This window comes from Microvirga terricola, from assembly GCF_011777495.1.
Taxonomy (GTDB): domain Bacteria; phylum Pseudomonadota; class Alphaproteobacteria; order Rhizobiales; family Beijerinckiaceae; genus Microvirga; species Microvirga terricola.
The window spans coordinates 73,659-98,253 of record NZ_JAATJS010000005.1 but is presented as its reverse complement, the minus strand read 5'-3'; the positions used below and the strand labels follow the sequence as shown (position 1 = coordinate 98,253).

Below are 24,595 nucleotides of genomic sequence, written 5' to 3'. Positions count from 1 at the left end.
CGCCTGCTACCACAAGAGTGTATCCAAGTCTCATGCGGTAAAGGCAACGGGGTGACGCCATGACAACAACCCACGGCCGCTATCACGAGGTTTATGCGCGCTGGAAGGCAGATCCGATCGGGTTCTGGGCCGAGGCGGCGCGGCAGATCGATTGGATCAAGCCTGCTGAAAAGGTGTTCGATCCGACATCTGGTCCCTATGGCCGATGGTTCACGGGGGCGCTCTGCAACACCTGCTACAACGCCGTCGACCGGCATGTGCAGGGCCGAGGCGGGCAGGCAGCGATCATCTACGACAGCCCCGTCACGGGCACGAAGCGCACTATCTCGTACGCCGAACTGCAGCAGGAGGTCGCGACCCTCGCCGCCGTGTTGCAGGACATGGGCGTCGCTAAAGGCGACCGGGTCGTGCTTTACATGCCGATGATTCCGGAAGCGGCTATCGGCATGCTGGCCTGCGCGCGTATCGGCGCGATCCACTCCGTGGTTTTTGGCGGCTTCGCGCCGAAGGAGCTGGCGACCCGCATCGACGATGCGACGCCCAAGGTGATCCTCTCCGCTTCCTGCGGCGTCGAGGGAAGCCGCATCATCCCCTACAAGCCACTGCTCGACGAGGCGATCACGCTCTCGACCGCAAAGCCTGAGGCTTGCCTCATCATCCAGCGCCCGCAAGGGGAGTGTTCGCTCGTCGAAGGACGCGACCGTGACTGGAAGGACGAGGTTGCGAAGGCCAAGGCGTCAGGCCGGAAGGCGGAGTGCGTGCCGGTCGCCGCAACCGATCCGCTCTACGTGCTCTATACGTCAGGCACCACCGGCAAGCCGAAGGGCGTGGTGCGCGACAATGGCGGCCACATGGTCGCGCTCAAATGGACCATGGACCACTTTTTCGGCGTTCAGCCGGGCGAGGTCTTTTGGGCGGCCTCCGATGTCGGTTGGGTGGTGGGCCATTCCTACATCGTCTATGGCCCGCTTCTTCATGGCGCGACGGCCATTCTCTATGAGGGCAAGCCGGTCGGCACGCCGGATGCGGGCGCCTATTGGCGCGTCATCGCCGAGCATGGCGTCGTGACGCTTTTCACCGCACCGACCGCCTTCCGCGCCATCAAGAAGGAAGACCCCAACGCCGAATTGCTGAAGGGGCACGACCTTTCGCGCTTCCGCGCACTTTTCCTCGCGGGCGAAAGGGCCGATCCCGATACGGTGCAATGGGCCGAGCGCATTCTCAAAGTCCCGGTCATCGACCATTGGTGGCAGACGGAAACCGGCTGGCCGGTGGCGGGCAACCCGATGGGGCTCGGCCTCCTGCCGGTGAAATACGGCTCGCCCACCGTTCCTATGCCGGGCTACGTGCTGGAGGTGGTGGACGAGGGCGGCAAGCCGGTGCCGGCCAACACCATGGGCTCGATCGTTATCCGCCTGCCTTTGCCGCCCGGCTGCCTGCCGACTCTCTGGCACGCCGACGAGCGTTTCCGGCAGTCCTATCTCGACCCGTTCCCCGGCACCTACAACACGTCCGATGCGGGCTATCTCGACGAGGATGGCTATGTCTGGGTCATGGGCCGCACGGACGACATCATCAACGTCGCCGGGCATCGCCTCTCGACCGGCGGCATGGAGGAGGTTTTGGCCTCCCATCCAGCGGTCGCGGAATGCGCGGTCATCGGCATCAAGGATTCCTTGAAAGGCGAAGTGCCGTGCGGTTTCGTGGTGCTGAAATCGGGCGTCACGAAAAAGGCCGCCGACGTCGAAGCCGAACTCGTGGCTTTGGTGCGTGAAAAGATCGGCCCCGTAGCGGCGTTCAGACTTGCGGTCACGGTCGCCCGGCTGCCGAAGACCCGCTCCGGCAAGATCTTGCGCGGCACCATGAAAAAGATCGCCGACGGCGACGAGTGGTCCATGCCCGCTACCATCGACGATCCCGTCATCCTGGAGGAGATCGGCGACGTGCTGAGGAACAGGGGCGTGGCGAGCTGAAGGGGTTGGCGATGACTCAGAAGCCAGAGTCAGACGCCGAGGCGCGTTTCGAGGCGCTTTTGGCGCAGGTGCTCACGACAGACGATGAGGCCCGACAGCACGCAGCTTTGAAACACGCACGCGGTTCGGCACGGAACCAGGCTGGTGCTGCAAAGGCTGCTTTCGAGAAAAATCGGGAGAGACCGCGCAAGGCGCGCAAGTCTGAGCCTCGGCGGCAAGACTGAGCAGTCCTGCAGAGACCGCAAAGGCCGGATAGCCCCGGTAGACAGGCCGGGCTTGGGCGACTTGCGGATGATTGCTCCGGCCATATTTCGTCACAGGATCGGAGCTGGGTCGACGTATGTTTTTCCTGACCGTCCAGCCGTTATGGCTATCCGTCATCCTCCTCTTCGCGGTCACGCTTCTGGCCATGGCCGCCACGGTCCTCGTCCGCCGGCGCATCACCTTGGATCGGCTCAAGATCAACAACGAAGTCGCCGGATTCACCTTTGCGACGGTCGGTGTGCTCTACGCCGTGCTGCTCGCCTTCGCCGTGATCATCGTCTGGCAGAAGTTCAACGAGGCGGAGGCGGCGGCGGCCAAGGAGGCTGGGGCGGCAGTGACGCTCTACCGGCTCTCAAACGGGATTGGGGGCGATCCCGGCGCCGCTCTCCGTGACAACCTGACAAGCTACGTCAGAAAGGCTGTCGTAGAAGACTGGCCCGCCATGGAGCGGAGCGAGTCGAGCCACGCCGTGACGCACGCACTCGACGCGACCTATGCGGCGCTCCTGACCTTCAACCCTGACGACCGGCGCGGGGCGGCTCTTCTGGCGGAGGCTCTTCATCAATTCGATGTGCTGACCGAAGCCCGCCGCACGAGGCTCGTCATGGCCTCCGGCGCAGTCCCCGGGGTGCTCTGGTTTGTGCTCTTCGGCGGCGCCGTGCTGACGGTCGGCTTCACGCTTTTCTTCGGCACCGAGAGCATGCGCGCCCAGGCGCTGATGACGGGGATTCTGTCCTTCCTGATCTTCTCGGGACTACTCGTTATCGTCGTCATCGACCATCCCTTCGCCGGGCCGGTGAAGGTGCAGCCGGAGGCGCTCTCGGCGGTCATGCGAGATTTCGGGACGGAAGCTGCGCCGTAACCCAGCCAAAAACAAAAAAGGCCCGGATCGCTCCGGGCCTTTTCGTGTGAAAAATAACCTTACTCGTCGTCTTCGTCGTCCGAGCGCTTGAGCTGCTTGAGCTTGGCGAAGACCGAGTGGACGTCGATCTCTTCTTCCTTGGCCGGAGCTGGGCGGCTCATGTCTGCGAAGGGTTCCTCGCGGGTCGGCTGGGCGGTGGACACCTCGGCCGGGAGGAGGGTGCCGCCGGTCTCCTGCGGCTCCACATGCGGACGGTCCTTGGCGGCGCGCTGCACCTCGAAGTCCAGGTCGATCTGCGAGCACAGGCCCAGCGTCACCGGGTCCATGGGCGAGAGGCTCGCCGAATTCCAGTGAGTGCGGTCGCGGACCTGCTGGATCGTGGTCTTGGTCGTGCCGACGAGGCGCATAATCTGCGCGTCCTTCAGCTCGGGATGGTTGCGCACGAGCCAGAGAATCGCGTTCGGGCGGTCGTGGCGGCGCGACACGGGGGTGTAGCGCGGGCCCTTCTTGGTGCGCTTCTGCTCGGGGAGCTTCACGCGCGTCTCGGCCATCTTGAGACGGTAATCCGGGTTCCCTTGAGCCTTCTCGATCTCCTCGCGGGTCAATTGGCCCGTGGTGATCGGGTCGAGGCCCTTGATGCCGGCGGCCACCTCGCCATCGGCGATGCCCTTCACCTCAAGCGGGTGAAGCTTGCAGAAATCGGCGATCTGCTCGAACGACAGCGACGTATTCTCGACGAGCCAAACGGCCGTCGCCTTGGGCATCAGCGGTCCCTGGGACATGCGCACCTCCTTCACGCCGGGCGCCTCGTCATGGGCGCCGCACGGCAAAACTCTCTCGCGCTCCGACCCGGTCGGGACCGGAGCATCTCGTCTCACGTTGTGAGGGAAACAGGATGATTATAGGGAGCGCGACCTCATGTTGCAAATGTTTGCATAAGAGGCCGCCGAAATGGCCGCACTTATGGGATCCGCAGCACGATCTTGCCGATATGCTCGCCCCCGTCCATGCGGGTATGGGCGGATGCGACATCCTCCAGCGTGAAAACCGAGTCGATGACCGGCCGGCAGCGGCCTTGCGCCAGAAGCGGCAGGACTTTCTCCTCCAAAGCCCGGGCGATGGCGGCCTTTTCCTCCACCGAGCGGGCGCGCAGGGTCGAGCCGGTATGGGTCAGGCGCTTGAGCATGAGGCGGCGGAAGTCGACCTCGACCTTGCTGCCTTTGAGAAACGCGATCTGGACGATGCGCCCGTCCTGGGCAGCGGCCTCGTAATTGCGGGGGATGTAGTCCCTGCCGACCATGTCGAGGATGACATCCGCCCCCTTGCCGCCGGTCGCCTCCTTCACCGCCGCGACGAAATCGGTCTCGCGGTGGTTGATCGCACGGTCCGCGCCGAGCTTGAGGCAGGCGTCGCATTTCTGGGGCGACCCGGCGGTCGCCAGCACCGTTGCGCCGAAGGCCTTGGCGAGCTGGATCGCCGTGGTGCCGATGCCCGACGTGCCGCCATGGACCAGGAAGGTCTCGCCCGGTTGCAGGCGGCCACGCTCGAACACGTTGGTCCAGACCGTGAAATAGGTTTCCGGGATCGCGCCCGCCTCCTCGAGCGAGAGGCCAGGCGGGACGGGCAGGGCGTTCGCCTCGTGAACAACCGCGTATTCCGCATAGCCGCCACCGGGGATGAGGGCCATGACCGTGTCGCCAAGCTTGAAACGGGAGGCGTCAGGGCCTGCCGCCGCCACCTCGCCCGCGATCTCAAGGCCCAAAATGTCAGGCGCGCCGGGCGGGGGCGGATAGCCGCCCTGGCGTTGGAGGACGTCCGGGCGGTTCACGCCTGCCGCGCGGACCCGGACCAGGATTTCGCCGCCCTTCGGCTGCGGCACGGGGCGCTCGACGACCTTGAGCACCTCCGGTCCGCCGGCCCCCTCGGCAACCACCGCGCGCATGGTGTTGGGCATCGCCGCCATCTCTCGTTCCTCCCGCTCTCCAAGCTTCACCGATATGGGCGATCCCGGCAAAGAATGCACCTGACTCGACCGGGGGAATGGGCCGCCCCTCGGGGGAATTTGGGGTGTGCCGTATTTTTCGCCGAGAATGGGTGTCTCATCGGGCGTAAGATGTTTAACCTCGTGCGACCCTATCGATGGAGGAACGACATGGCCTTCGACCCCTTTGCCGACGAACCTCGCCCGGTCTCGAAAGGGCATGAGATCGGCCAGGATCTCGCACTGTTGTCCATCGACGAAATCAACGAGCGCATCGAATTGCTGGAAAAGGAAATCGCGCGCCTGAAGGACGTGCGGGCGGGCAAGGAAAGCTCCCGCGCGGCTGCGAGCGCCTTCTTCAAGAAGGGGCAGGGCTAACCGCTGCAAGTCTAACCACTGATTGTGTGATGATACTGCGTCTTAACGGTTCTTTAAGGATCTTCGCCGATACATGGGGACATCCAGTCTCTCTGGATGCCGAGTGGCTCCCATCCACTCTGTTTGACGCCTCCCTGTTAGACTTCGAGCCGCTTCTGCGGCTCAATTTTTGAGCGGGACGCCTTTAGCGCTTAACCTTAAAAAAGAGTTAGCGAAGCATCCCTCGCCGACCGGTCTATAATGCTCCCATGACATTGCGACGCCCCGGCCTGCCGGTGGGATTTGCCTATGGGAGACGGTCGGTGAGGGAATCCGACGTAATCGCGCTTGATAGCGGCCCTGCCCGCTTCGGCCTGAGCTTCGTGCGCTCGGACGCCTTCAAGGCCCTGTTCCAGGAAGGCATGGAGCTGGTTGAGGAGACCGCGTCCTATCTCGACGGGCCGGGCCGCGTCGATTCCCGCAACATGCTGCGCCAGGAAAGCGTCGCCTTTGCCAGCGAGAGCATGCGCCTGACCACCCGCCTGATGCAGATCGCCTCATGGCTCCTGCTGCAGCGCGCCGTGGCGGATGGGGAAATCACCCTCGACCAGGCGCAGACCGAGAAAAACCGCGTCCGCCTGACCTCGCAGGACACCACCACGACCATCGAGGAATTCGAGGCGCTGCCCTTGCGCCTGCGCGAGCTGGTCGGCCTTGCGGCCCGGCTTCACGCCCGCATCCTGCATCTCGAGCGGCTGATCTCAGAGGCAGAGGCGGCGCCCCCGGTGGTCGAGACCAACCCGGTCGCGGCCCAGCTCGGGCTGTTGGAAAAGGCTTTTGGCAGCAAGGGCTGAGGGGACAGCCAGCTCACGACCCAGCGCGGTCCTTGGCAAACCGCTCAAGAGCCTCATCCAGCGTCGTCCAGTTACCGACCTCCACCCCTGTGTGGTCGTAGATCACGAACCCATGGACTTCTACCGGAGGCACCGTAATGGATATCTCCGCCTGCTCCGTTCTTGGCTGAAGCTGGGGAGCCAGCTCAGCGAGTTCCCGTTCCGTGATCGGCCGTAGGATGCGCTCGGCCGCGACCCATGCCGCGTCCACCGTGGCAAACTCCTCATCGAGGGTTTCGTATGGAATAGGTGCCTTCCATGGCGGGAAGATCGCTAGCTTCGCGGAGTAGGTCATGCGACCGATCATGTCGGAAGTTGCAAGGTCTGCAAACCACCCGAAGCGGGGCTTTTTGTGTTCGGAGCATTGAAGCGCCGAATTACTTCTTGAGGCCAAGGTTTTCCACTAAGACTGTTCCTGTCTGCGAGGAGTGACCCACAATGAGCATAGCAAGCGACAGCATAGCGCGTGACGCCCGTTTCTGGGACCGGGTTTCACGGAAGTATGCCTTGAGTGCAATTGCGGATCAGGCCGGCTATGAGCGTACGGTGGACCGGACCCGGGCGCTGTTGAGATCAGGCGATAGGGTGCTGGAACTGGGCTGCGGAACCGGAACGACAGCGCTCCGGCTCGCGGGCGATGTTCAAGACTATCTTGCGACGGATTTGTCCGCCGGAATGATCGCGATTGCCAACGAGAAACACGCCGCCGGCCCCATCCCGTCCCTTGCCTTCCGTACCGCGACCGCAGAGACGCTGACCCTTGAGGCAGCACGGTTCAACGTGGTCCTGGGCTTCAACTATCTCCATCTGGTCCGCGACCTGTCTGGCATGCTGCGCGGCATCCACGCCTTGCTTGCGCCAGAAGGCTTGTTCATCTCCAAGACACCCTGCCTCGGGGATATGAACCCATTCCTCCGGCTTGCCTTGCGGTTTGCCCTGCCCGCGATGAGCGCAATCGGCAAGGCGCCCTATGCAGGCATCTTTCGGGCAGGGGACCTGAGCCAACAGATCAGTACCGCAGGCTTCGACATTCTTGCCATCGAAGGCCACGCAACCAAGGGCAGGGACGCTCGCCCTTACATCGTGGCTCGCAAGAGGTGAGGTGAACGGCCGGGGCCGCTCCGCCAACGAAAAAGCCCCGCCGAAGCGGGGCTTTTTGTGTCTCGGGGCGCTGAAGCGCCGAATTACTTCTTGAGGCCCAGGTTGCCGAACTTCGAGTTGAAGCGCGACAAACGGCCGCCGCGGTCGAGCAGCTGCTGCTGGCCGCCGGTCCAGGCCGGGTGGGTGTTCGGGTCGATGTCGAGGTTGAGCTTGTCGCCCTCTTTGCCGTAGGTCGACCGGGTCTTGTACTCGGTGCCGTTGGTCATGACGACCGTGATGAAGTGATAGTCCGGATGGTCGGTTTCTTTGCGAGCCATTGCCATAGTCCTTAATTGCGGCCAGCCGGTTGGGCCGAGCCCGCCGTCTGAGATCGAGCTGAAATCCTGATGATTGCGCGGCTATACCTCACTCGGAACCTTGAAACAAGCCGGTGTAAAGGTGCTATGTCCCTCGCGTCCGAATTCCGTAGACGAAAGTTGCCATGGCCGACCCCCTCAACGGACAGAACCGCCCGAAAGCCGCGCTGAGCGCGCTCAAGCCCCTCATCCCCTACGGGCTTGTCTATAAGGGGCGGATTTTCGCCGCGCTGATCGCTCTCATCCTCGCCTCGGGCGCGACCCTCGTGGTGCCGGTCGCGGTGCGGCGAGTGATCGATTTCGGCTTTACGGAAGCGGGCCGTGCCTCGCTCAACGCCTACTTTGCCTTGCTGATCGTGGTGGTGGGCGTTTTGGCGCTGGCCAGCGCCCTTCGTTACTACCTCGTCATCACGCTCGGCGAGCGGGTGGTAGCGGATCTGCGCTCCGCCGTCTTCAGGCACCTGACCTCCCTCGATCCTGCCTTCTTCGACCAGACGAAGAGCGGGGAGATCGTCTCGCGGCTCACCGCCGACACGACCCAGGTCAAGGCGGCCTTCGGGGTCAGCGTCTCGATTGCCCTGCGCAATTTCTTCCTGTTCCTCGGCGCGGTGGCGCTGATGATCGTCACGAGCCCGAAGCTCTCGGCCCTCGTGCTCCTCGCCATTCCGGTGATCGTCGTGCCGCTGGTCCTGTCGGGACGCGCCGTGCGCAGCCGCTCGCGGGCGGCGCAGGACAAGCTCGCGGACGCCTCGGCCTATGCGGCGGAGGCGGTGGGCGCGGTCAGGACCATGCAGGCTTTCGGCATGGAGGGTTTCACCGCGGCCCGCTTCGCCGAGGCTGCCGAGGAGGCCTTTGACGCCGCGCGGCTGTCCACCACCATGCGGGCGCTGCTGACGGGCGTGGGGATCTTTCTCGTCTCGGCCAGCGTCGTCGGGGTGCTGTGGTACGGCGCGCAGGACGTGCTGTCCGGCGCCATGACCGGTGGGCGGCTGTCACAATTCGTGCTCTACGCGGTGTTTGTCGCAAGTTCGCTCGGCCAGCTCTCGGAAGTCTATGGCGAACTGGCGCAGGCGGCGGGCGCGGCGGAGCGGCTCGGCGAGATTTTGGCCGCCAAGCCCGCCATCGAGGCCCCGCCCCATCCGCAAGCGCTGCCTCAGCCGCCGCTCGGCACGGTGGCTTTCGAGAATGTGGATTTCGCCTATCCGACCCGGGGCGAGCAACCCTCGCTTCACAGCCTGAGCTTTGCCGTCGCGCCCGGTGAGCGGGTGGCGCTCGTCGGCCCGTCAGGGGCAGGCAAGAGCACGATCCTGCAATTGCTGCTGCGATTCTATGATCCGCAGAGCGGGCGCGTTGTGGTCGATGGCGTTCCGGTGCCGCAGGCCGACCCGGTGGCGCTTCGCGCCCGCATGGCTCTCGTTCCGCAGGAGCCGACGATCTTCGCCACAAGCGTTCTCGACAATATCCGCTATGGCCGTCCCGACGCGACGGAGGAGGAGGTTCGGTACGCGGCGCGGCTTGCGGCTGCCGACGGCTTCATCCAGGCGCTGCCGCAAGGCTACGGCACGATGATCGGCGAGCGCGGCGTGACGCTTTCCGGTGGCCAGCGCCAGCGCCTTGCCATCGCGCGGGCGATTTTGAAGGACGCGCCGATCCTGTTGTTGGACGAGGCCACCTCCGCCCTCGATGCGGAGAGCGAGCGTAAGGTGCAGGAGGCGCTGGATCATCTGATGGACGGGCGCACGACCCTCGTCATCGCCCATCGCCTCGCCACCATCCGCTCGGCGGACCGCATTCTGGTGCTCGACCAGGGCCGCATCGTCGAGGAGGGGACCCACGAGGCGCTGCTCGCCAAGGGCGGGCTCTATGCTCGGCTGGCACGACTCCAGTTCACGGACGAAGAAGGGCGGGCGCAGGCCGCGGAATAGGCCTTTAGCGCCCCGTCGGCAGAAGCCTCAGCGCTCCGTCAGCTTCAGCTCGATGCGCCGGTTGCGAGCATAAGCCTCTTCCGTTGAGCCGAGATCGAGTGGCTGGAACTCGCCGAACCCGGCGGCAACCAGATGCTGGGGTTGCACACCGCGGGTGATGAGCGCTTGCACCATCGCGATGGCGCGCGCGGAGGACAGAGCCCAGTTCGACGGGAATTGCGGCGTGGCGATGGGGCGGGAATCAGTGTGGCCGTCGACACGAACCACCCACGCAATATCCGGCGGGATCTCTTTTTCCAGCTGCACCAGGGCGCCGGCGATGCGGTCGATCTCGCCGGACGCTTCCGGTTTCAGCACGGCCTGACCGACGGGGAAAAGCACTTCGGACTGGAAGACGAAGCGGTCGCCGACAATGCGCACGTCCTGCCGATTGCCCAAAATCTGCCGCAGGCGGCCGAAGAAGTCGGAGCGGTAGCGCGCCAGTTCCTGCACGCGCTGCGCCAGCGCGATGTTGAGGCGGCTGCCGAGATCAGCGATGCGGGCCTGGCTGTCCTTGTCGCGTGCCTCTGACGCCGCGAGGGCCTCTTCCAACGCCGCGAGCTGGCGGCGCATGGCGGCGATCTGCTGGTTGAGGATTTCAACCTGGCTTAAGGCCCGCCCCGTCGCCTGCTTTTCGGATTCGAGGGCGGTGTTCAGCTCCGTCGCGCGGGATTCGGCCGCGCCGCCGCTGGCGAGAAGGCCCTGCAGGCGGGACCGCTCGGTCTCCGAGGCTTGCAAGGTCGTCTGCAGGGCCTGGAGGTTTTCCTCAATGGTGCGCCGGTTCGATTTTTCGAGGGACAGAAGGTCCGTCAGCTCCGCGATCTGGCGGTTCAACCGGTCGAGAACAGTATCGCGGCTCGACAACTCGCGGGACAGGAAAAACTGCCCGACCATGAAGACCGAAATCAGGAAGACGATGGCGAGCAGCAGCGTCGAGAGCGCATCGACGAAGCCCGGCCAGTAATTGAGCTGACCCTGCCGTCCGCGCCGCCGCCCGCCGGAGCTTGCGATCGGCATCAGGAGAGCCTTTCGCGGGCGAGCCGGTCAATGGCGAGCTTCAGGTCCTTCTCGCGCGCGGCCTGGGCTTCAACCCAGTCGCGGATCATCTGCTGCTCGGCCCGCATGTGCTGCACGAGGCCCTGCACGCCTTCGGCGAGGTTCGCCATGGCCTGCGTCGAGGCGCGCCCATTGGTGCCCTCGTTGACGGCTGCGGTGAGTCGGTTGAGCGCGGTCGCGAGATCGCCCGGCGCGCCGGAATAGCCTGCCATCTCGGTGCCGGTATCCATGGTGGCGGTGGCGAGCCAATCCTCGAGCTCGGTATAGAAACGGTTCTGCGCCTGCCCGGCCTGAAGGTCGAGGAAGCCGAGCACCAGCGAGCCGGCAAGGCCGAAGAGCGAGGCGGAGAAGGACAGGCCCATGCCTTGCAGCGGCTTGGCGAGCGCGTTCTTCAATTCGTCGAAGAGAACGGCAGTGTCCTGCCCCGTCTTGAGCGAGGAGATGATGGCGCCGACTGAGCCCACAGTCTCAATCAGGCCCCAGAAGGTGCCGAGGAGGCCGAGAAACACCAGAAGGCCTGCGAGATAGCGCACGATCTCGCGGCTTTCGTCCAGGCGCGCGCCGACGGAATCGAGAAGCGAGCGGGTCGCCGCCACTGACAGCGCCGAGCGGTGCGCGCGGTTGTTGATGAAGGCCGCCATGGGGGCGAGGAGGGTTGGCGAGGCGCGGACGGCGATGCCCTCCTCGGTCTGCCGGATGGTGTTGACCCAGCGGATCTCCGGGAACAGGCGCGCCACCTGCCGGATCGCCAGCACGATGCCGATGAACATGACGCCGAGAATCAGGGCGTTCAGGCCGGGATTCGCCAGGAACGCCGACCAGATCTGTTTTTGGAGGATAAAGGCAACGAACCCTGCCAGAACCAGGAAAACCGCCATGCGGATCAAATAGATCCGCGGTGGGGTAAGGGGCTGCTCGTCCATACTCTACCCTGCGCGTTCGTGCTTCGAGAGGGTTCCAATGTGACTGCGCCGGATCGCCGGATCAAGCGCAGCCGTTGGTCTCGCTGCCTGCACGAACAGAAATATCAGCCTTTCGCCTTCTTCAAGAGCTTGAGCAATTCGCGGTGCATGATTTCGTTGCCGCAGGCGACGCTGCCCTTACGGAGCGGATCACTGCCGCCATCGGCGTCCGAGATGTAGCCGCCTGCCTCGCGCACCATGAGTATGCCCGCTGCGACATCCCAGGAATTGAGGCCGCGCTCCCAGAAAGCGTCCATGCGTCCGCAGGCGACATAAGCCAGATCGAGCGCCGCCGCGCCGAAGCGGCGCGAGCCGCCCACATGAGCCATGACGCTCGCCGCCTCGCGCAAGAACAGGCCGTGATCGCCCTTGCCGATATGCGGCATGCCGCAGCCGACCACTGCTTCCTCCATCTCGGTGCGGGCCGCCACGCGGACGCGGCGGTTATTGAGGAAGGCGCCCTTGCCCTTCTCCGCGATGAACATTTCGTCCTTGGCGGGATCATAGATCACGCCGGCCACGATCTGTCCGTCACGCTCCAGGCCGACGGAAATCGCGAATTGCGGAATGCCGTGCAGGAAGTTGGTGGTGCCGTCGAGCGGGTCGATGTGCCAGCGATGGCTCTGGTCCGTGCCCTCGACGATGCCGCTTTCCTCCATCACGAAGCCGTAGCCGGGGCGGGCCTTTTCCAGCGCTTCGCGCAGGATCTTTTCGGCCTTGCGGTCGGCGGCGGAGACGAAATCGCCCGGTCCCTTGCGGGAGACCTGCAGGTTCTCGACCTCGCCGAAATCGCGCTTGAGGGAGCGCGATGCCTTCATCACGGCATCGGTCATGACGGTCATGAGGGGCGAGCGGATCATCGTCAAAAGTCCTGAAAAAGGTGCGTGTCGTGGGGATTGGGGTCGGATGGACCACGGGCGGGCATGGACGTCAAGTTATTGTGCGCAATGGCCGCTCAAGCGCGCCGTAATTCCCCTCCCCACAAGGGGAGGGTGCGCAAGAAAGCGTTTCCGAGCCCTCGGCGAAAACTTACTTGACCCCGAGGCGCTCGGCGACGAGGCGTTCGGCGCGTTTGCGCTCGTCGGGGGTGAGTTCCTTGAGTGCGTTGTCGAGCCAGGAATCGCTTAAGCCTTGCGTGGCGGCCAGGATGTGCCAGGCGGCGGCATCGATCTTGTCCTGCGGCACGCCGCGTCCGGCGGCGAGAAGCCGCGCCAGACGGTTCTGGGCGATGGCATTGCCCTTCGCAGCGGCGCGGCGGAAATAGCGCGCGGCCTGGGACTCGCTCGTGGCCACACCCTCGCCGTTGAACAATAAGATCGCGTATTCGACCTCGCCGACGGAACTGCCGTTCTTGGCCGCACGCTCGAACCAATGGGCCGCCTCCGAGGCGTCCCGGTCCACGCCCCGGCCCTTGAGGTAGAGAACCCCGAGCGCGTGCTGCGCGTCGGGAATTTCCGCGTTGGCAGCGATGCGTAAGAGCTCCACCGCGCGCCGCCCATCGGACTCGGCGGTGCTGGAGATGAGGAGCAAAGCGAGGTTGTAGCACGCGACCGGCTGGCGCTTGGCGGCGGCCTCCTCAAACCATGCCCTGGCTTGAGCAGGGTTCTTGTCCATGCCGCGCCCGTCGAGCGCCATCATGCCGAGGGAGGCAAGCGCGTTGGCATCGCCCCGCGCCGCCGCCAGCCGGTACCATTCGGCGGCCTTTTTCGGATCGAGCGTGACGCCGAGGCCCTGGTTGTAGAGTTCGCCCAGAAGCGTCATGGCGGCGGCGTCGGCCTTGTCCTTTTCCAGCCGCAAGGTCGCCTGGCGGAAGGCGGTCTGATAGAGGCCGCGCTGATAGGCGCCATAGGCCAGATCCGGCCCGGCCGCAGACGCTGCCGAGGCGGAGGCCGCAAGGCCCAGAACCCCAAGAAGCCAGGGCGCCCGCATCAGCGCGCCGCCTCTGCCTTGTCGAGCGCGGCAAGCGCCGCCTCGACGCCCTTTGCCGGGCCGCCTGCATGGTCCCAGACCGCATCGCCAAGGGCGATGAATTCAGCATTCGTGGCCACGAGGGCGGGAATGGCATCGAGGTCCGGCGCGAAGGCGATGCAGGGCGTCTCAAAGATCTCCGCCCACCATGCCGCGCGCTCGACCACGCTCTCCAGCGTCGGGAGCGAGCCGTCGGGGCGGGGTTCGCCGAAAAGCAGGTAATCGACGCCTGCCTCGCCAAGCGTCATGGCGTCGTCCTTCGAGCGGATGCTGCCCGCGCCGATGGCGCGCTCGGCTTTCAAACGCTCGCGCATTTCGCGAATCTGGGTGGCCTTGCCGGTGATATGGACCCCATCCGCCGCGCCGCGCGCTGCGATGGTGGCGAGATCAGCCTCGCCTTCGACCGCCACGATGGCGGCGGCCTCATGCTCCTGCACGACGGGGGCGAGAGCCTTGACCTGATTGATCAGCGTGCGCTCGTCGGCAGGGGCTAGGCGCAGCAGCACCGCCGCCACCCGACCGCCCATGCAGGCCTCGGAGAGGCAGGGGGCAAAGGAGGCATCGGTCAGGACCGGGGTGATCAGATAGAGGCGGGCAGGGGCTTCGGACATGGTCCCACGGGTTCAAGAAGTTTGCGATTGTTCTCGCATAACGAAAACGGGGCCATCTTGCGAGGCCCCGCTTCTGATCGGTGAATACGGCGAAAGCCGGATCGGGCTTACTCCGCCGCCTTTGCGGTCGCGCCGAACTTGGGGTCCAGCTCGCCGGAGGCATAGCGCTTCGCCATTTCCGCGGGGGTGAAGACGCGCTTGATCTTCGAGGCCTGGCCGGCGGTGTTGAACTCCTGCAGGCGCAGCTTGCAGAGCTTCGTCATCGCGTCCATGGCAGGCTTCAGATACTTGCGCGGGTCGAACTCGCCGGGGTTCTCGGTCAGGATCTTGCGGATCTGGCCGGTCATGGCCATGCGGTTGTCGGTGTCGATGTTGATCTTGCGCACGCCGTGCTTGATGCCGCGCTGGATCTCTTCCACCGGCACACCCCAAGTCTGGGGCATCTTGCCGCCGTACTGGTTGATGATGTCCTGCAGGTCCTGCGGGACGGAGGACGAGCCGTGCATCACGAGGTGGGTGTTCGGTAGCTTGGCGTGGATTTCCTCGAGGACGCTCATGGCGAGGATCGCGCCGTCCGGCTTGCGGGTGAACTTGTAGGCGCCGTGCGAGGTGCCCATGGCGATGGCGAGCGCATCGACCTTGGTCTCGGCGACGAACTTCACCGCTTCGTCCGGGTTGGTCAGAAGCTGGTCGTGCGAGAGCTTGCCCTCGGCGCCGTGGCCGTCTTCAGCCTCGCCCATACCGCTCTCGAGAGAGCCGAGAACGCCCAGCTCACCTTCCACCGAGATGCCGCCGAGATGCGCGATCTCGACCACCTTCTTGGTGACGCCGACATTGTAGTCCCAATCGGCCGGGGTCTTGCCGTCGGCTTTCAGCGAGCCGTCCATCATCACCGAGGTGAAGCCGGCCTGGATCGCGGTCATGCAGGTGGCGGCCTCGTTGCCGTGGTCGAGATGCACGCAGACCGGGATGTGCGGATAGATTTCCGTCACCGCGTCCATCATGTGCTTGAGCATGACGTCGTTGGCGTAGGAACGCGCGCCGCGGCTCGCCTGGATGATCACCGGCGCATCGACCTCGTTGGCCGCAGCCATGATCGCGAGCGCCTGCTCCATGTTGTTGATGTTGAAGGCCGGAACGCCGTAGCCCTGTTCGGCGGCGTGATCGAGAAGCTGTCGAAGAGTGATGCGAGCCATGAAATTTCTCCTGACCGTCTTAATTGTCCGCCGAAGCTGAACCTGACCTTAAACTCTTAAGCTTTGGAGCCGCATGATTTTTTGTGAAAAACCGGTGTCCACTTTTTCACATCATGCTCTGAGAGCCTCGACGCCCGGCAGGACTTTGCCTTCGAGCCATTCGAGGAACGCGCCGCCCGCCGTCGACACATAGGTGAAGTCGTCCGCGACGCCAGCGTGGTTGAGCGCGGCCACCGTGTCGCCGCCACCCGCCACTGAGACGAGTTTGCCCGCCTTCGTGCGTTCCGCCGCATGACGCGCCGCCGCGACCGTGCCCTGATCGAAGGGCGCGATCTCGAACGCGCCGAGCGGGCCGTTCCAGACCAGCGTCTTGGCGTCGTTGATCGCCGCGTTCACTCGCTCGACCGATTGCGAGCCGACATCGAGGATCATCTGATCCTCCGGGATCGCGTCGATACCGTAGGTGTGGTTCGCGGCACCGGCCTTGAACTCGTAGGCGCACACGCCGTCGACGGGCAGAATGATCGCGCAGTTTGCCGCGCGCGCCTTCTCGATGATGCGAAGCGCGGTTTCAGCGAGATCCTTCTCCGCCAGCGACTTGCCGACGTTCAGGCCCGTGGCGTGAACGAAGGTGTTGGCCATGCCGCCGCCGATGACGAGGGCATCGACCTTGGCGACGAGGTTTTCAAGCAAGTCGATCTTGGACGAAACCTTCGCGCCGCCGACAATGGCGACGACCGGGCGGGCCGGAGCCTCGAGGCCCTTGGTCAGAGCTTCGAGTTCCGCCTCCATGGTACGGCCGGCGTAAGCGGGGAGCACATGGGCGAGACCTTCGGTCGAAGCGTGCGCGCGATGCGCCGCCGAGAAGGCGTCGTTGACATAGATGTCGCCGAGCTTTGCGAGCTCGGCGACGAAAGCCTTGTCGTTCTTCTCTTCGCCCGCATGGAAGCGGGTGTTTTCGAGAAGCAGGATGTCCTCGTTGCGCAACGCGGCGACGGCCTTTTGCGCCGCCTCGCCGATGCAGTCATCGGCGAAGGCGACATGGCGGGCCAGGTGCTTGGCGAGCGCCTCCGCAACCGGCTTCAGGGAGTCTTTGGGATCGCGGCCCTTCGGGCGTCCGAAATGGGCGAGAAGAATGACCCTCCCGCCCTTGTCCGCGATTTCCTGGATGGTGGGGATGACGCGCTCGATACGCGTCGCATCCGTCACCTTGCCGTTCTCCATGGGGACGTTGAGGTCCACACGGACAAGAACGCGCTTACCCTTGACGTCTGCCTGATCGAGTGTGCGGAAGGCGGTCATTCAAGCCTCCTGGATCAGATCAGCTTCGCCATCGCGACGGCGGTATCCGCCATGCGGTTTGAGAAGCCCCACTCGTTGTCGTACCAGGACATGACGCGCACGAAGTTGCCGTCCATGACCTTGGTCTGGTCGAGGTGGAAGGTGGACGAAGCCGGATCGTGGTTGAAGTCGATCGACACGTTCGGCTGGTCGGTGACCGCGAGAACGCCCTTCAGCTCCTGCGAAGCGGCGCGCTTGATGGCGTCGTTGATCTCCTGAACCGTCGTCGGCTTCTTGGCGATGAACTTGAAGTCGATGACCGACACGTTCGGGGTCGGCACGCGGACCGACACGCCGTCGAGCTTGCCGGCGAGTTCCGGCAGCACGAGGCCGACGGCCTTCGCTGCACCCGTCGAGGTCGGGATCATGGACAGGGCCGCCGCGCGGGCGCGGTAGAGGTCCTTGTGCATCTGGTCAAGCGAGGGCTGATCGTTGGTGTAAGCGTGCACCGTGGTCATGAAGCCCTTCTCGATGCCCACCGCGTCGTTCAGCACCTTCGCGACGGGCGCGAGGCAGTTGGTGGTGCAGGAGGCGTTCGAGATGACGATGTGGTCCTTCGTCAGCTTGTCGTGGTTGACGCCGTAAACGACCGTCAGGTCAGCGCCGTCGGCGGGAGCCGACACGATCACGCGCTTCGCGCCGGCGGTCAGGTGCGCCGCAGCCTTCTCGCGCGAGGTGAAGATGCCGGTGCATTCCAGCGCGATGTCGACGCCGAGTTCCTTGTGGGGGAGCGTCGCCGGATCCTTGATCGCGGTGACCTTGATCTTCTGGCCGTTGATGACGATCGAGTCGCCGTCGACTTTCACTTCGGCCGGGAAGCGGCCGTGCACCGAGTCGAAACGCAGCAGATGGGCGTTCGTCTCCACGGGGCCGAGATCGTTGATCGCGACGACCTGAATATCCTTGCGCCCGCTTTCCACGATAGCGCGCAGGATGTTGCGCCCGATCCGTCCAAACCCGTTGATGGCGACCTTCACCGTCATTGTCGTTGCTCCCTTGAAGCTATCGATTAGAGATTGTGGGTTCTCAGGATCTTCTCGGCCACAGCCTCGGGCGTGATGCCGAAGTGCTTGTAGAGATCCTTATAGGGCGCGCTTGCGCCGAAGCTGCTCATGCCGACGAAGATGCCGTCGGCGCCGATCACCCCGTCCCATCCGAAGCGGACGGCGGCTTCAACCGCGACCTTGATCTTGGCGTCACCAATGATCTTGGCGCGCACCTTCTCCGGCTGAGCGAGGAAGAGTTCGAGCGAGGGCACCGAAACCACGCGGGCGGGGAAGCCCTGCTCGGCCAGAATCTTCTGGGCGGCGAGCGCAATCTCGACCTCGGAACCCGAGGCGAAGATCGTGGCCTGGGCCTTGCCCTCGGCCGCCGACAATTCGTAAGCGCCGGTCGCCGAGAAGTTGCCCGTCGCTTCTTTACGGACCTGCGGCAGATTCTGGCGGGTGAGCGCGAGAAGGGTCGGGCCGTCCGTGCGCTCCAGCGCCAGCTGCCAGCACTCTGCGGTCTCGACCGCATCCGCCGGGCGGAACACGCGCATGTTCGGCATCGACCGCAGCGAAGCCAGCTGCTCCACCGGCTGGTGGGTCGGGCCGTCTTCGCCAAGGCCGATGGAGTCATGCGTCATGACATAGACGGCCGGAATGCCCGCAAGCGCCGCGATGCGCATGGCAGGCCGCGCGTAATCGGCAAAGACCAGGAAGGTCGCGCCGGCGGCAACGAGGCCGCCATGGAGCGTGATGCCGTTCATCGCAGCCGCCATGCCGTGCTCGCGGATGCCGTAATGGATGTAGCGTCCCCCATAAGAGCCCGGCGCGATGGCGGTCAGGTTCTTGGTCTTGGTGTTGTTGGAGGGCGTCAGATCCGCCGAGCCGAGCACCAGTTCTGGCACCGCTTCGGTCACGACTTCCAACACGATCTCGCTGGCCTTGCGGGTAGCCACGGTCTGCGGTTCCGCGAAAAGGCGGCTCTTGAGCTTGGTCACGGCCTCGTCGAGGCCCTTCGGGCGCACGCCCTTGATGCGGCGCTCGAACTCGGCGCGCTTCTCGGCCGGCTGCGCCTTCAGGCGCTCCTTCCAGGCGCGATTGTGGCGGCGGCCCTTCTTGCCGGCCTTGGCCCAGGCGGCCTTGATAGCTTCCGGGACTTCAAAGGGGGCATGGTTCCAGCCGAGAGCGGCCTTCGCGCCCGCCAGTTCCTCGGCGCCGAGCGGCTCGCCGTGGGCCTTGGAGGTGCCGGCGCGCTTGGGCGCTCCGAAACCGATGACGGTCTTGCACGCGATCAGCGTCGGCTTGTCGGACTTCTGGGCGCGGGAAATGGCGCGCTGCAGCGCCTTCGGATCGTGGCCGTCGACGCGGAAGGCCTGCCAACCGGCGGCCTGGAAGCGCTTCACCTGATCGACCGAGTCGGCAATCGAGAGCGGGCCGTCGATGGAGATGCCGTTATCGTCGAAGAGAACGATGAGGCGGTTGAGCTTCAGGTGGCCGGCAAGCGCGATGGCCTCCTGGCTGATGCCTTCCATCAGGTCGCCGTCGGAGGCGAGCACGTAGGTCCGGTGGTCGACGAGATCGTCGCCGTACTGGGCGTTCAGCATCCGCTCGGCGAGCGCCATGCCCACAGCCGTGGCGATGCCCTGGCCGAGCGGGCCGGTGGTCGTCTCGACGCCGGGGGTCATGAAGTTTTCCGGGTGGCCCGGGGTCTTCGAATCGAGCTGGCGGAAGCGCTTCAACTCGTCGATGGTCATGCCCTTCACGCCGGTGAGGTGGAGGAGGGCGTAAAGCAGCATCGAGCCGTGGCCGGCGGAGAGCACGAAACGGTCGCGGTCGGGCCAGGATGGATCGGTGGCGTCGTATTTCAGGAACTTGGTAAAGAGCACCGTGGCGATGTCTGCGGCGCCCATCGGCAGGCCGGGATGGCCCGATTTTGCTTGCTCCACGGCGTCCATCGCAAGGACGCGCACAGCGTTCGCCAGATCGGAGTGAGTGACGCGATCGGCGGGGACGGTGTCTGGCACGGCTCTTGATCCACAAATCTATAAGGCGGCCCTTAGCGGACCGCGTGTGTCGGGAAAGGCGAGGGCTCCTTAACACGCGCCCGGGGCGAGTCAAAGGCTGAACGCAAAGACTTACCCCCGTCAAACGCTGATGAACCGTTGCCGGTGCGGGCCGGGAGGCCTAGTCTCTTGGCGACTCACGGAGGCTCGATGACCCCTCTCCTCGACGACGCGATGAAAAGGCTCGAAAGCGCCCTCAGTCTCCTGGAAGCCTCCGTCTCCCGGCGCACGGACGCGGACAAGAGCCGGGGCGGCCTCGAAACCGAACTCCAGCTTATGCAGGACGACCGCGCCCGCCTCGCAGTGGAGCTCGACGGCGCTCTGACCCGTCTCCACCGTTTCGAGGCGGCGACCGAGGATGTCAGCCACCGCGTCCGTCAGGCCATCGGCGAGGTCCAAAGCGTCCTGGCCGGGGCGGGGCAGCGCGACGAGGGGGAGGAGTGAGATGCCTCAGGTTGCCGTATCCATTGCCGGACGCGTCTATCGCATAGCCTGCGCCGAGGGCGAGGAGCAGCATTTGGAAGGCCTCGCCGCCGCCTTCGATTCCAAGATCGAGGAGATGCGCGCCACCTTCGGCGAGATCGGCGACATGCGCCTGCACGTCATGGCCGCGATTACGCTCGCGGACGAGATGCACGAAACGAAGGAGCGCGTTGCGGCGCTCGAAGCCGAGCTCGCTGAGCTGAAAAGCTTCGTTTCCAGCGGCGACGAGCGCACCCAGCTTGTGGAAGCCCGCGCTGCCGAGGGCATCAAGAAAGCTGCCGAGCGGATCGAACGGCTGGCACGCAGTTTGAACGCGCCGGCGCAGGGATAAAACTTTCCCCTTCCCCCCGCACGCCATCGTCACTACATAGACAAGGCGGGGCTGTGGGGCGCGTCAGGAGTACAATTCCCCGGGGCCTTAACGATCCTTAGGGAGCTGTCCCTACCCGGTCCGTGGACCGGGATACACGGCGCCCACCTACTTATGTAGGTTCCCGGGATCGCATCTCCGACGGCTTTTGCGGCTCCGCGCTCTCATGACGACCTTGGCCCCTCCCGATTTCAAGAACCAGCTCCGCCGCGAGGCCTTTGCCCGCCGCGAGGCGCTGGATGACGTCTTTCGCCGCGAGGCGTCGCAGCGCATCGCCGAGCGGGCCCTTGGCTTTTCAGACCTCGACGACCTCACCCCCATCGGCGGCTATTGGCCGATCCGCAGCGAGGTCGATCCGCGCCCGCTCATGGAAGGTCTGGTCGCGCGCGGGCAGGGCGTCGCGCTGTCCCAAATGATCGAGCCGCACCTGACTTTCCGGCTCTGGCAGCCGGGGGATACGCTGGTTCCGGCGGGCTTCGGGGTGCAGGAGCCGCATCCCGATGCGCCCGAGGCTTTGCCGGTGGCGCTCCTCGTGCCGCTCCTCGCCTTTGACCGGCGCGGCGGACGCATTGGCTACGGCAAGGGCTATTTCGACCGGGCCATCGCGGCGCTGGAGCAGCGCCATCGCATCTTGACCATCGGCCTCGCTTATGCGGTTCAGGAGATCGAGCAGGTGCCCGTCGAGCCTCACGACCGTCCGCTCGACATCATCGTGACCGAGACCGAACTCGTTCGGGCCGGTTCGTTTTAAGGATTTGCCATGCGCCTCCTCTTCCTCGGCGATATCGTCGGACGCACCGGCCGCAATGCGGTGATCGAGAAATTGCCAGGTCTTCGCGACCGCTGGCAGCTCGATTGCGTCGTCATCAACGGCGAGAACGCGGCCGGAGGTTTCGGCATCAACGAGGTGATCTGCGACGAGGTCATTACGGCCGGCGCGGACGCGATCACGCTCGGCAACCATTCCTGGGACCAGCGCGAGACGCTCGTGTTCATCGAGCGCGAACCGCGCTTGCTGCGCCCGGTGAATTATCCCCCCGGCACGCCGGGGCGCGGCGCGAACCTCATTGACACACCTTCGGGCAAAAGGGTTCTGGTCATCAACGTCATGGGCCGCCTCTTCATGGACGCCCTCGACGATCCCTTCGCTGCCGTCGACCGGGAGATCGAGGCCTGCCCCCTCGGACAGGTGGCGGACGCGATCATCGTCGACATGCACGCGGAGGCGACGAGCGAGAAGGAGGCCCTCGGCCACCACCTCGACGGGCGGGTCAGCGCCGTGATTGGCACCCACACCCATGTGCCGACCGCCGATCACCGGGTTCTCTCCGGCGGCACGGCCTATATGTCGGACGCCGGCATGTGCGGCGATTACGATTCCGTGCTCGGCATGCAGAAGGAGGAGTCGATCCGCCGCTTCCTCCAGAAAACGCCCGGCACCCGCATGGAACCCGCCCTCGGCGAGGCCACGCTGTCCGGCATTGCGATCGAGACCGATGACCGGACGGGGCTCGCGGTGCGCGTCGCGGCCGTGCGGCTCGGGCCGCATCTCGAGGAATCCTGGCCCCGCTTCTGGGACTGAATGCGCCTCGCCGCTCTTGGCGTGCCTTAAGCGTCATCCCATCTGTCCCCTCAACGGAGGCGGCAGGTGGACGCGGATAATCGGCACATTCCTGAGCCCGATGAGGGCAGCGCCCTCCATCGAGCTGTTGAGCATAAAAGTGCGTCCGATGTTCTGCGCGCCGTCATCGACACCGCTCAAGGCGACACCATCACCATAGGGCGGATCATCGAAGCCTTCGGCGAGCGCGCCTTCGGTTTCGTTCTGATCCTCTTCAGCCTGCCGAATTGCGTGCCCGCCCCGCCGGGCATCGCCGGGATCGTCGGAACGCCGGTCCTGATCTTCGGCATCCAGATGATGCTGGGGCGCCACCAGCCCTGGCTTCCGGGCTTCATTCTGAGGCGAAGCGTCTCGACGGCGACCTTCAAACGCCTGATCGACCTGGCCGAGCCGAAAATGAAAAAGCTCGAAAGCTATTGCCGCCCAAGATTGCCCAGGCTCTTCGGCCCGCTCGGCGACCGGGTGGCAGGGTTTTTCGCCGTGCTGGTGGCGCTCTCGGTGCTCATTCCCTTCCCCGGCACCAACTTTCCGCCCTCGATTGCGCTCGTCATCGCCTCCATCGCGATCATGGAAGAGGATGGCTACCTGCTGATCGTGGGTTATCTCATCGGTCTGGCTGGTTTGGCCTATACCGCCACGGTTCTCGGGGCCTCGTACCACCTGATCCGGGCGGGGCTGTCGAGCTGGTTCGGGATCTGAAAACCTTAAGCGCGGGCAATATTGCCCGGGGGGCTTTCCCTCGGGCGCAACACCGTTTTATAAGCCGCATATCGTCAACATCCGTGGCCTGACGGGCCTTTTCAACGCCCTCGGCCGCGTAAGCGGAGGCCCCATGGCCGGACATTCCCAGTTCAAGAACATTATGCACCGCAAGGGTAAGGTGGATGCGGTGCGCTCCAAGGTCTTTTCCAAGCTGGCGCGCGAAATCACCGTGGCCGCCAAGATGGGCATGCCCGACCCCAACATGAACCCGCGCCTGCGCGCCGCCATCCTCGCGGCCCGCGCGGAGAACATGCCCAAGGACAACATCCAGCGCGCCATCAACAAAGCGGCGGGCAATGACGGCGAGAACTACGAAGAGATCCGTTACGAGGGCTACGGTCCCGGCGGCGCGGCCATCATCGTCGAGGCCATGACCGATAACCGCAACCGCACGGCCTCCGACATCCGCTCCTACTTTACCAAGAGCGGCGGCAACTTGGCCGAGACCGGCGCGGTCTCCTTCATGTTCGACCGGGTCGGCCTCGTGGAATTCGGCCCCGAAGTCGGCGATGCCGATGCGGTGCTGGAAGCCGCCATCGACGCCGGCGCCGAGGACGTGGTGTCCTCCGAGCACAGCCACGAAATCTATTGCGAGCAGACCTCTCTCAACGAGGTGACCAAGGCGTTGGAAGAAAAATTCGGCGAGCCCAAGGCCTCGAAACTCGTCTGGAAGCCCCAGACCCCGGTCGCCGTCGATGACGAGACCGGCGAGAAGCTGATGAAGCTCATGGAAACGCTGGAAGAGCACGACGACGTGCAGAACGTCTATGGCAACTTCGAGCTCTCTGACGCGCTCATGCAGAAGATGGCGGGGTAACCGTCCTGTCGTCATGGCCGGACTGATCCGGTCATTCCTGCCTTCGGGCGGATAAAGACGTGGATGCCCGGGACAAGCCCGGGCATGGCGGTGGGGAGCCTACTTTGTCCGAACGCATCCGCATCCTCGGCCTCGATCCCGGCCTGCGCAATACAGGCTGGGGCGTGATCACCATCGAGGGAACCAAGCTCTCCTATGTTGCCTGCGGCGTCGTTACCTCCGACGGCGATCTCGACCTCGCGCTGCGGCTCAAGCAGCTCCACGACCGGCTGACGGATGTGGTGGCCACCTGGACGCCCGATGAGGTCGCGGTGGAGGAAACCTTCGTCAACAAGGACGCGCAGGCGACCCTCAAGCTGGGCCAGGCCCGCGCCATGTCGCTTCTCGTCCCCGCGCTCCATGGGTTGCCGGTGGCGGAATACGGCGCGAACCAGGTGAAAAAGACCGTGGTCGGCGTGGGCCACGCGGAGAAGGGCCAGGTCCTCGCCATGGTGAAGGTGCTTCTCCCGAAGGCCGATCCGAAAAAGGCCGACGCGGCGGACGCACTCGCCATCGCCATCGCCCACGCCCACCACCGCAAGGCCCGCGCTTTGGCGGCCAAGTTTTAG

The 24,595-nt window shown here is 64.9% G+C and carries 26 protein-coding genes and 1 other RNA gene; 14 read left to right on the top strand and 13 right to left on the bottom strand.

Annotated features, from left to right (window positions below; genetic code table 11):
• Positions 1-59 precede the first annotated feature (59 nt).
• Positions 60-1,973 (top strand): propionyl-CoA synthetase, encoded by a 1,914-nt coding sequence (locus HB375_RS15155; protein ID WP_167673851.1) that lies wholly within the window; start codon positions 60-62, stop codon positions 1,971-1,973.
• A gap of 340 nt (positions 1,974-2,313) precedes the next feature.
• Entirely contained in the window at positions 2,314-3,099 is a 786-nt protein-coding gene (locus HB375_RS15150; protein ID WP_167673850.1) for a bestrophin-like domain, read from the top strand.
• A 59-nt stretch (positions 3,100-3,158) separates the two neighbouring features.
• On the opposite strand, the gene HB375_RS15145 is transcribed toward HB375_RS15150, so the two are convergent.
• The gene (locus tag HB375_RS15145; RefSeq protein ID WP_167673849.1) at positions 3,159-3,881 is read right to left on the bottom strand and encodes a DUF1013 domain-containing protein; all 723 of its coding nucleotides are present in this window, start codon (positions 3,879-3,881) and stop codon (positions 3,159-3,161) included.
• A 179-nt stretch (positions 3,882-4,060) separates the two neighbouring features.
• Positions 4,061-5,062 (bottom strand): NAD(P)H-quinone oxidoreductase, encoded by a 1,002-nt coding sequence (locus HB375_RS15140; protein ID WP_167673848.1) that lies wholly within the window; start codon positions 5,060-5,062, stop codon positions 4,061-4,063.
• A 189-nt stretch (positions 5,063-5,251) separates the two neighbouring features.
• On the opposite strand from HB375_RS15140, the gene HB375_RS15135 reads away from it, so the two are divergent.
• Both HB375_RS15135 and rcdA read left to right on the top strand, forming a co-directional pair.
• Entirely contained in the window at positions 5,252-5,458 is a 207-nt protein-coding gene (locus HB375_RS15135) for a DUF1192 domain-containing protein (RefSeq protein WP_167673847.1), read from the top strand.
• Between the two features lie 302 nt (positions 5,459-5,760).
• Positions 5,761-6,291: a protease adaptor protein RcdA gene (gene rcdA / locus HB375_RS15130; protein WP_425515188.1), complete on the top strand. Its 531-nt coding sequence runs from the start codon at positions 5,761-5,763 to the stop codon at positions 6,289-6,291.
• Between the two features lie 13 nt (positions 6,292-6,304).
• On the opposite strand, the gene HB375_RS15125 is transcribed toward rcdA, so the two are convergent.
• The gene (locus HB375_RS15125; RefSeq protein ID WP_167673845.1) at positions 6,305-6,541 is read right to left on the bottom strand and encodes a hypothetical protein; all 237 of its coding nucleotides are present in this window, start codon (positions 6,539-6,541) and stop codon (positions 6,305-6,307) included.
• Between the two features lie 227 nt (positions 6,542-6,768).
• Between HB375_RS15125 and HB375_RS15120 the strand changes: the two genes are divergently transcribed.
• Positions 6,769-7,431, top strand: coding sequence for a class I SAM-dependent methyltransferase (locus HB375_RS15120; protein WP_167673844.1), 663 nt, complete (start codon positions 6,769-6,771; stop codon positions 7,429-7,431).
• An 83-nt stretch (positions 7,432-7,514) separates the two neighbouring features.
• Here HB375_RS15120 and rpmE read toward each other — a convergent pair whose 3' ends face one another.
• Positions 7,515-7,748, bottom strand: coding sequence for a 50S ribosomal protein L31 (rpmE, locus tag HB375_RS15115; RefSeq protein WP_205800219.1), 234 nt, complete (start codon positions 7,746-7,748; stop codon positions 7,515-7,517).
• Positions 7,749-7,912: 164 nt separating this feature from the next.
• Here rpmE and HB375_RS15110 point away from each other — a divergent pair, with 164 nt between their 5' ends.
• A complete protein-coding gene (locus tag HB375_RS15110; RefSeq protein WP_167673842.1) occupies positions 7,913-9,712 on the top strand; it encodes an ABC transporter transmembrane domain-containing protein in 1,800 nt (599 codons plus the stop codon).
• Positions 9,713-9,739: 27 nt separating this feature from the next.
• On the opposite strand, the gene HB375_RS15105 is transcribed toward HB375_RS15110, so the two are convergent.
• The 9 genes from HB375_RS15105 to tkt all read right to left on the bottom strand — a co-directional run bounded on the left by HB375_RS15105 (position 9,740) and on the right by tkt (position 19,895).
• Entirely contained in the window at positions 9,740-10,768 is a 1,029-nt protein-coding gene (locus tag HB375_RS15105; RefSeq protein ID WP_167673841.1) for a peptidoglycan -binding protein, read from the bottom strand.
• Positions 10,768-11,730 carry a MotA/TolQ/ExbB proton channel family protein gene (locus HB375_RS15100; protein ID WP_167673840.1) on the bottom strand — a complete coding sequence of 321 codons (963 nt, stop codon included), beginning with the start codon at positions 11,728-11,730 and terminating at the stop codon, positions 10,768-10,770. The genes HB375_RS15105 and HB375_RS15100 overlap by 1 nt, the downstream gene beginning before the upstream one ends.
• 104 nt (positions 11,731-11,834) lie before the next feature.
• On the bottom strand, positions 11,835-12,629 hold the full coding sequence (locus HB375_RS15095; RefSeq protein ID WP_167673839.1) for an inositol monophosphatase family protein: 795 nt from the start codon (positions 12,627-12,629) through the stop codon (positions 11,835-11,837).
• 169 nt (positions 12,630-12,798) lie between these two features.
• On the bottom strand, positions 12,799-13,698 hold the full coding sequence (locus HB375_RS15090; RefSeq protein WP_167673838.1) for a tetratricopeptide repeat protein: 900 nt from the start codon (positions 13,696-13,698) through the stop codon (positions 12,799-12,801).
• On the bottom strand, positions 13,698-14,348 hold the full coding sequence (locus HB375_RS15085) for a thiamine phosphate synthase (protein ID WP_167673837.1): 651 nt from the start codon (positions 14,346-14,348) through the stop codon (positions 13,698-13,700). The genes HB375_RS15090 and HB375_RS15085 overlap by 1 nt, the downstream gene beginning before the upstream one ends.
• A 107-nt stretch (positions 14,349-14,455) precedes the next feature.
• Positions 14,456-15,544 (bottom strand): class II fructose-bisphosphate aldolase, encoded by a 1,089-nt coding sequence (gene fba, locus HB375_RS15080; RefSeq protein WP_167673836.1) that lies wholly within the window; start codon positions 15,542-15,544, stop codon positions 14,456-14,458.
• Positions 15,545-15,655: 111 nt separating this feature from the next.
• The gene (locus HB375_RS15075) at positions 15,656-16,846 is read right to left on the bottom strand and encodes a phosphoglycerate kinase (protein ID WP_167673835.1); all 1,191 of its coding nucleotides are present in this window, start codon (positions 16,844-16,846) and stop codon (positions 15,656-15,658) included.
• A gap of 14 nt (positions 16,847-16,860) precedes the next feature.
• A complete protein-coding gene (gene gap, locus HB375_RS15070) occupies positions 16,861-17,868 on the bottom strand; it encodes a type I glyceraldehyde-3-phosphate dehydrogenase (protein WP_167673834.1) in 1,008 nt (335 codons plus the stop codon).
• 26 nt (positions 17,869-17,894) lie between these two features.
• Complete coding sequence (gene tkt, locus HB375_RS15065) at positions 17,895-19,895, bottom strand: transketolase (RefSeq protein ID WP_167673833.1); 2,001 nt, start codon at positions 19,893-19,895, stop codon at positions 17,895-17,897.
• Between the two features lie 189 nt (positions 19,896-20,084).
• On the opposite strand from tkt, the gene HB375_RS15060 reads away from it, so the two are divergent.
• The 8 genes from HB375_RS15060 to ruvC all read left to right on the top strand — a co-directional run bounded on the left by HB375_RS15060 (position 20,085) and on the right by ruvC (position 24,595).
• Positions 20,085-20,378: a DUF4164 domain-containing protein gene (locus HB375_RS15060; protein WP_167673832.1), complete on the top strand. Its 294-nt coding sequence runs from the start codon at positions 20,085-20,087 to the stop codon at positions 20,376-20,378.
• Between the two features lies 1 nt (position 20,379).
• Positions 20,380-20,748 carry a cell division protein ZapA gene (locus HB375_RS15055; protein ID WP_167673831.1) on the top strand — a complete coding sequence of 123 codons (369 nt, stop codon included), beginning with the start codon at positions 20,380-20,382 and terminating at the stop codon, positions 20,746-20,748.
• A 45-nt stretch (positions 20,749-20,793) separates the two neighbouring features.
• A non-coding RNA gene (gene ssrS / locus HB375_RS15050) (6S RNA) lies at positions 20,794-20,948 on the top strand.
• 5 nt (positions 20,949-20,953) lie between these two features.
• The gene (locus HB375_RS15045) at positions 20,954-21,538 is read left to right on the top strand and encodes a 5-formyltetrahydrofolate cyclo-ligase (RefSeq protein ID WP_167673830.1); all 585 of its coding nucleotides are present in this window, start codon (positions 20,954-20,956) and stop codon (positions 21,536-21,538) included.
• Positions 21,539-21,547: 9 nt separating this feature from the next.
• Positions 21,548-22,369, top strand: a complete 822-nt coding sequence (locus HB375_RS15040; protein WP_167673829.1) for a TIGR00282 family metallophosphoesterase — start codon at positions 21,548-21,550, stop codon at positions 22,367-22,369.
• A gap of 66 nt (positions 22,370-22,435) precedes the next feature.
• Positions 22,436-23,107: an exopolysaccharide biosynthesis protein gene (locus tag HB375_RS15035; RefSeq protein ID WP_167673828.1), complete on the top strand. Its 672-nt coding sequence runs from the start codon at positions 22,436-22,438 to the stop codon at positions 23,105-23,107.
• A 133-nt stretch (positions 23,108-23,240) separates the two neighbouring features.
• Positions 23,241-23,987 (top strand): YebC/PmpR family DNA-binding transcriptional regulator, encoded by a 747-nt coding sequence (locus tag HB375_RS15030; protein WP_167673827.1) that lies wholly within the window; start codon positions 23,241-23,243, stop codon positions 23,985-23,987.
• A gap of 104 nt (positions 23,988-24,091) precedes the next feature.
• Positions 24,092-24,595: a crossover junction endodeoxyribonuclease RuvC gene (gene ruvC / locus HB375_RS15025; protein ID WP_167673826.1), complete on the top strand. Its 504-nt coding sequence runs from the start codon at positions 24,092-24,094 to the stop codon at positions 24,593-24,595.

Excerpts from the sequence above, each read along its gene's own strand:
- HB375_RS15040 (WP_167673829.1), top strand. The coding sequence starts at position 21,548 with ATGCGCCTCCTCTTCCTCGGCGATATCGTCGGACGCACCGGCCGCAAT.
- HB375_RS15150 (WP_167673850.1), top strand. The coding sequence starts at position 2,314 with ATGTTTTTCCTGACCGTCCAGCCGTTATGGCTATCCGTCATCCTCCTC.
- rpmE (WP_205800219.1), bottom strand. The coding sequence starts at position 7,748 with ATGGCTCGCAAAGAAACCGACCATCCGGACTATCACTTCATCACGGTC.
- HB375_RS15090 (WP_167673838.1), bottom strand. The coding sequence starts at position 13,698 with ATGCGGGCGCCCTGGCTTCTTGGGGTTCTGGGCCTTGCGGCCTCCGCC.
- fba (WP_167673836.1), bottom strand. The coding sequence starts at position 15,544 with ATGGCTCGCATCACTCTTCGACAGCTTCTCGATCACGCCGCCGAACAG.
- HB375_RS15110 (WP_167673842.1), top strand. The coding sequence starts at position 7,913 with ATGGCCGACCCCCTCAACGGACAGAACCGCCCGAAAGCCGCGCTGAGC.
- HB375_RS15155 (WP_167673851.1), top strand. The coding sequence starts at position 60 with ATGACAACAACCCACGGCCGCTATCACGAGGTTTATGCGCGCTGGAAG.
- HB375_RS15075 (WP_167673835.1), bottom strand. The coding sequence starts at position 16,846 with ATGACCGCCTTCCGCACACTCGATCAGGCAGACGTCAAGGGTAAGCGC.
- HB375_RS15145 (WP_167673849.1), bottom strand. The coding sequence starts at position 3,881 with ATGTCCCAGGGACCGCTGATGCCCAAGGCGACGGCCGTTTGGCTCGTC.
- HB375_RS15105 (WP_167673841.1), bottom strand. The coding sequence starts at position 10,768 with ATGCCGATCGCAAGCTCCGGCGGGCGGCGGCGCGGACGGCAGGGTCAG.
- HB375_RS15140 (WP_167673848.1), bottom strand. The coding sequence starts at position 5,062 with ATGGCGGCGATGCCCAACACCATGCGCGCGGTGGTTGCCGAGGGGGCC.
- HB375_RS15060 (WP_167673832.1), top strand. The coding sequence starts at position 20,085 with ATGACCCCTCTCCTCGACGACGCGATGAAAAGGCTCGAAAGCGCCCTC.
- HB375_RS15030 (WP_167673827.1), top strand. The coding sequence starts at position 23,241 with ATGGCCGGACATTCCCAGTTCAAGAACATTATGCACCGCAAGGGTAAG.
- HB375_RS15085 (WP_167673837.1), bottom strand. The coding sequence starts at position 14,348 with ATGTCCGAAGCCCCTGCCCGCCTCTATCTGATCACCCCGGTCCTGACC.
- HB375_RS15045 (WP_167673830.1), top strand. The coding sequence starts at position 20,954 with ATGACGACCTTGGCCCCTCCCGATTTCAAGAACCAGCTCCGCCGCGAG.
- HB375_RS15120 (WP_167673844.1), top strand. The coding sequence starts at position 6,769 with ATGAGCATAGCAAGCGACAGCATAGCGCGTGACGCCCGTTTCTGGGAC.
- HB375_RS15095 (WP_167673839.1), bottom strand. The coding sequence starts at position 12,629 with ATGATCCGCTCGCCCCTCATGACCGTCATGACCGATGCCGTGATGAAG.
- HB375_RS15100 (WP_167673840.1), bottom strand. The coding sequence starts at position 11,730 with ATGGACGAGCAGCCCCTTACCCCACCGCGGATCTATTTGATCCGCATG.
- HB375_RS15055 (WP_167673831.1), top strand. The coding sequence starts at position 20,380 with ATGCCTCAGGTTGCCGTATCCATTGCCGGACGCGTCTATCGCATAGCC.
- gap (WP_167673834.1), bottom strand. The coding sequence starts at position 17,868 with ATGACGGTGAAGGTCGCCATCAACGGGTTTGGACGGATCGGGCGCAAC.
- HB375_RS15135 (WP_167673847.1), top strand. The coding sequence starts at position 5,252 with ATGGCCTTCGACCCCTTTGCCGACGAACCTCGCCCGGTCTCGAAAGGG.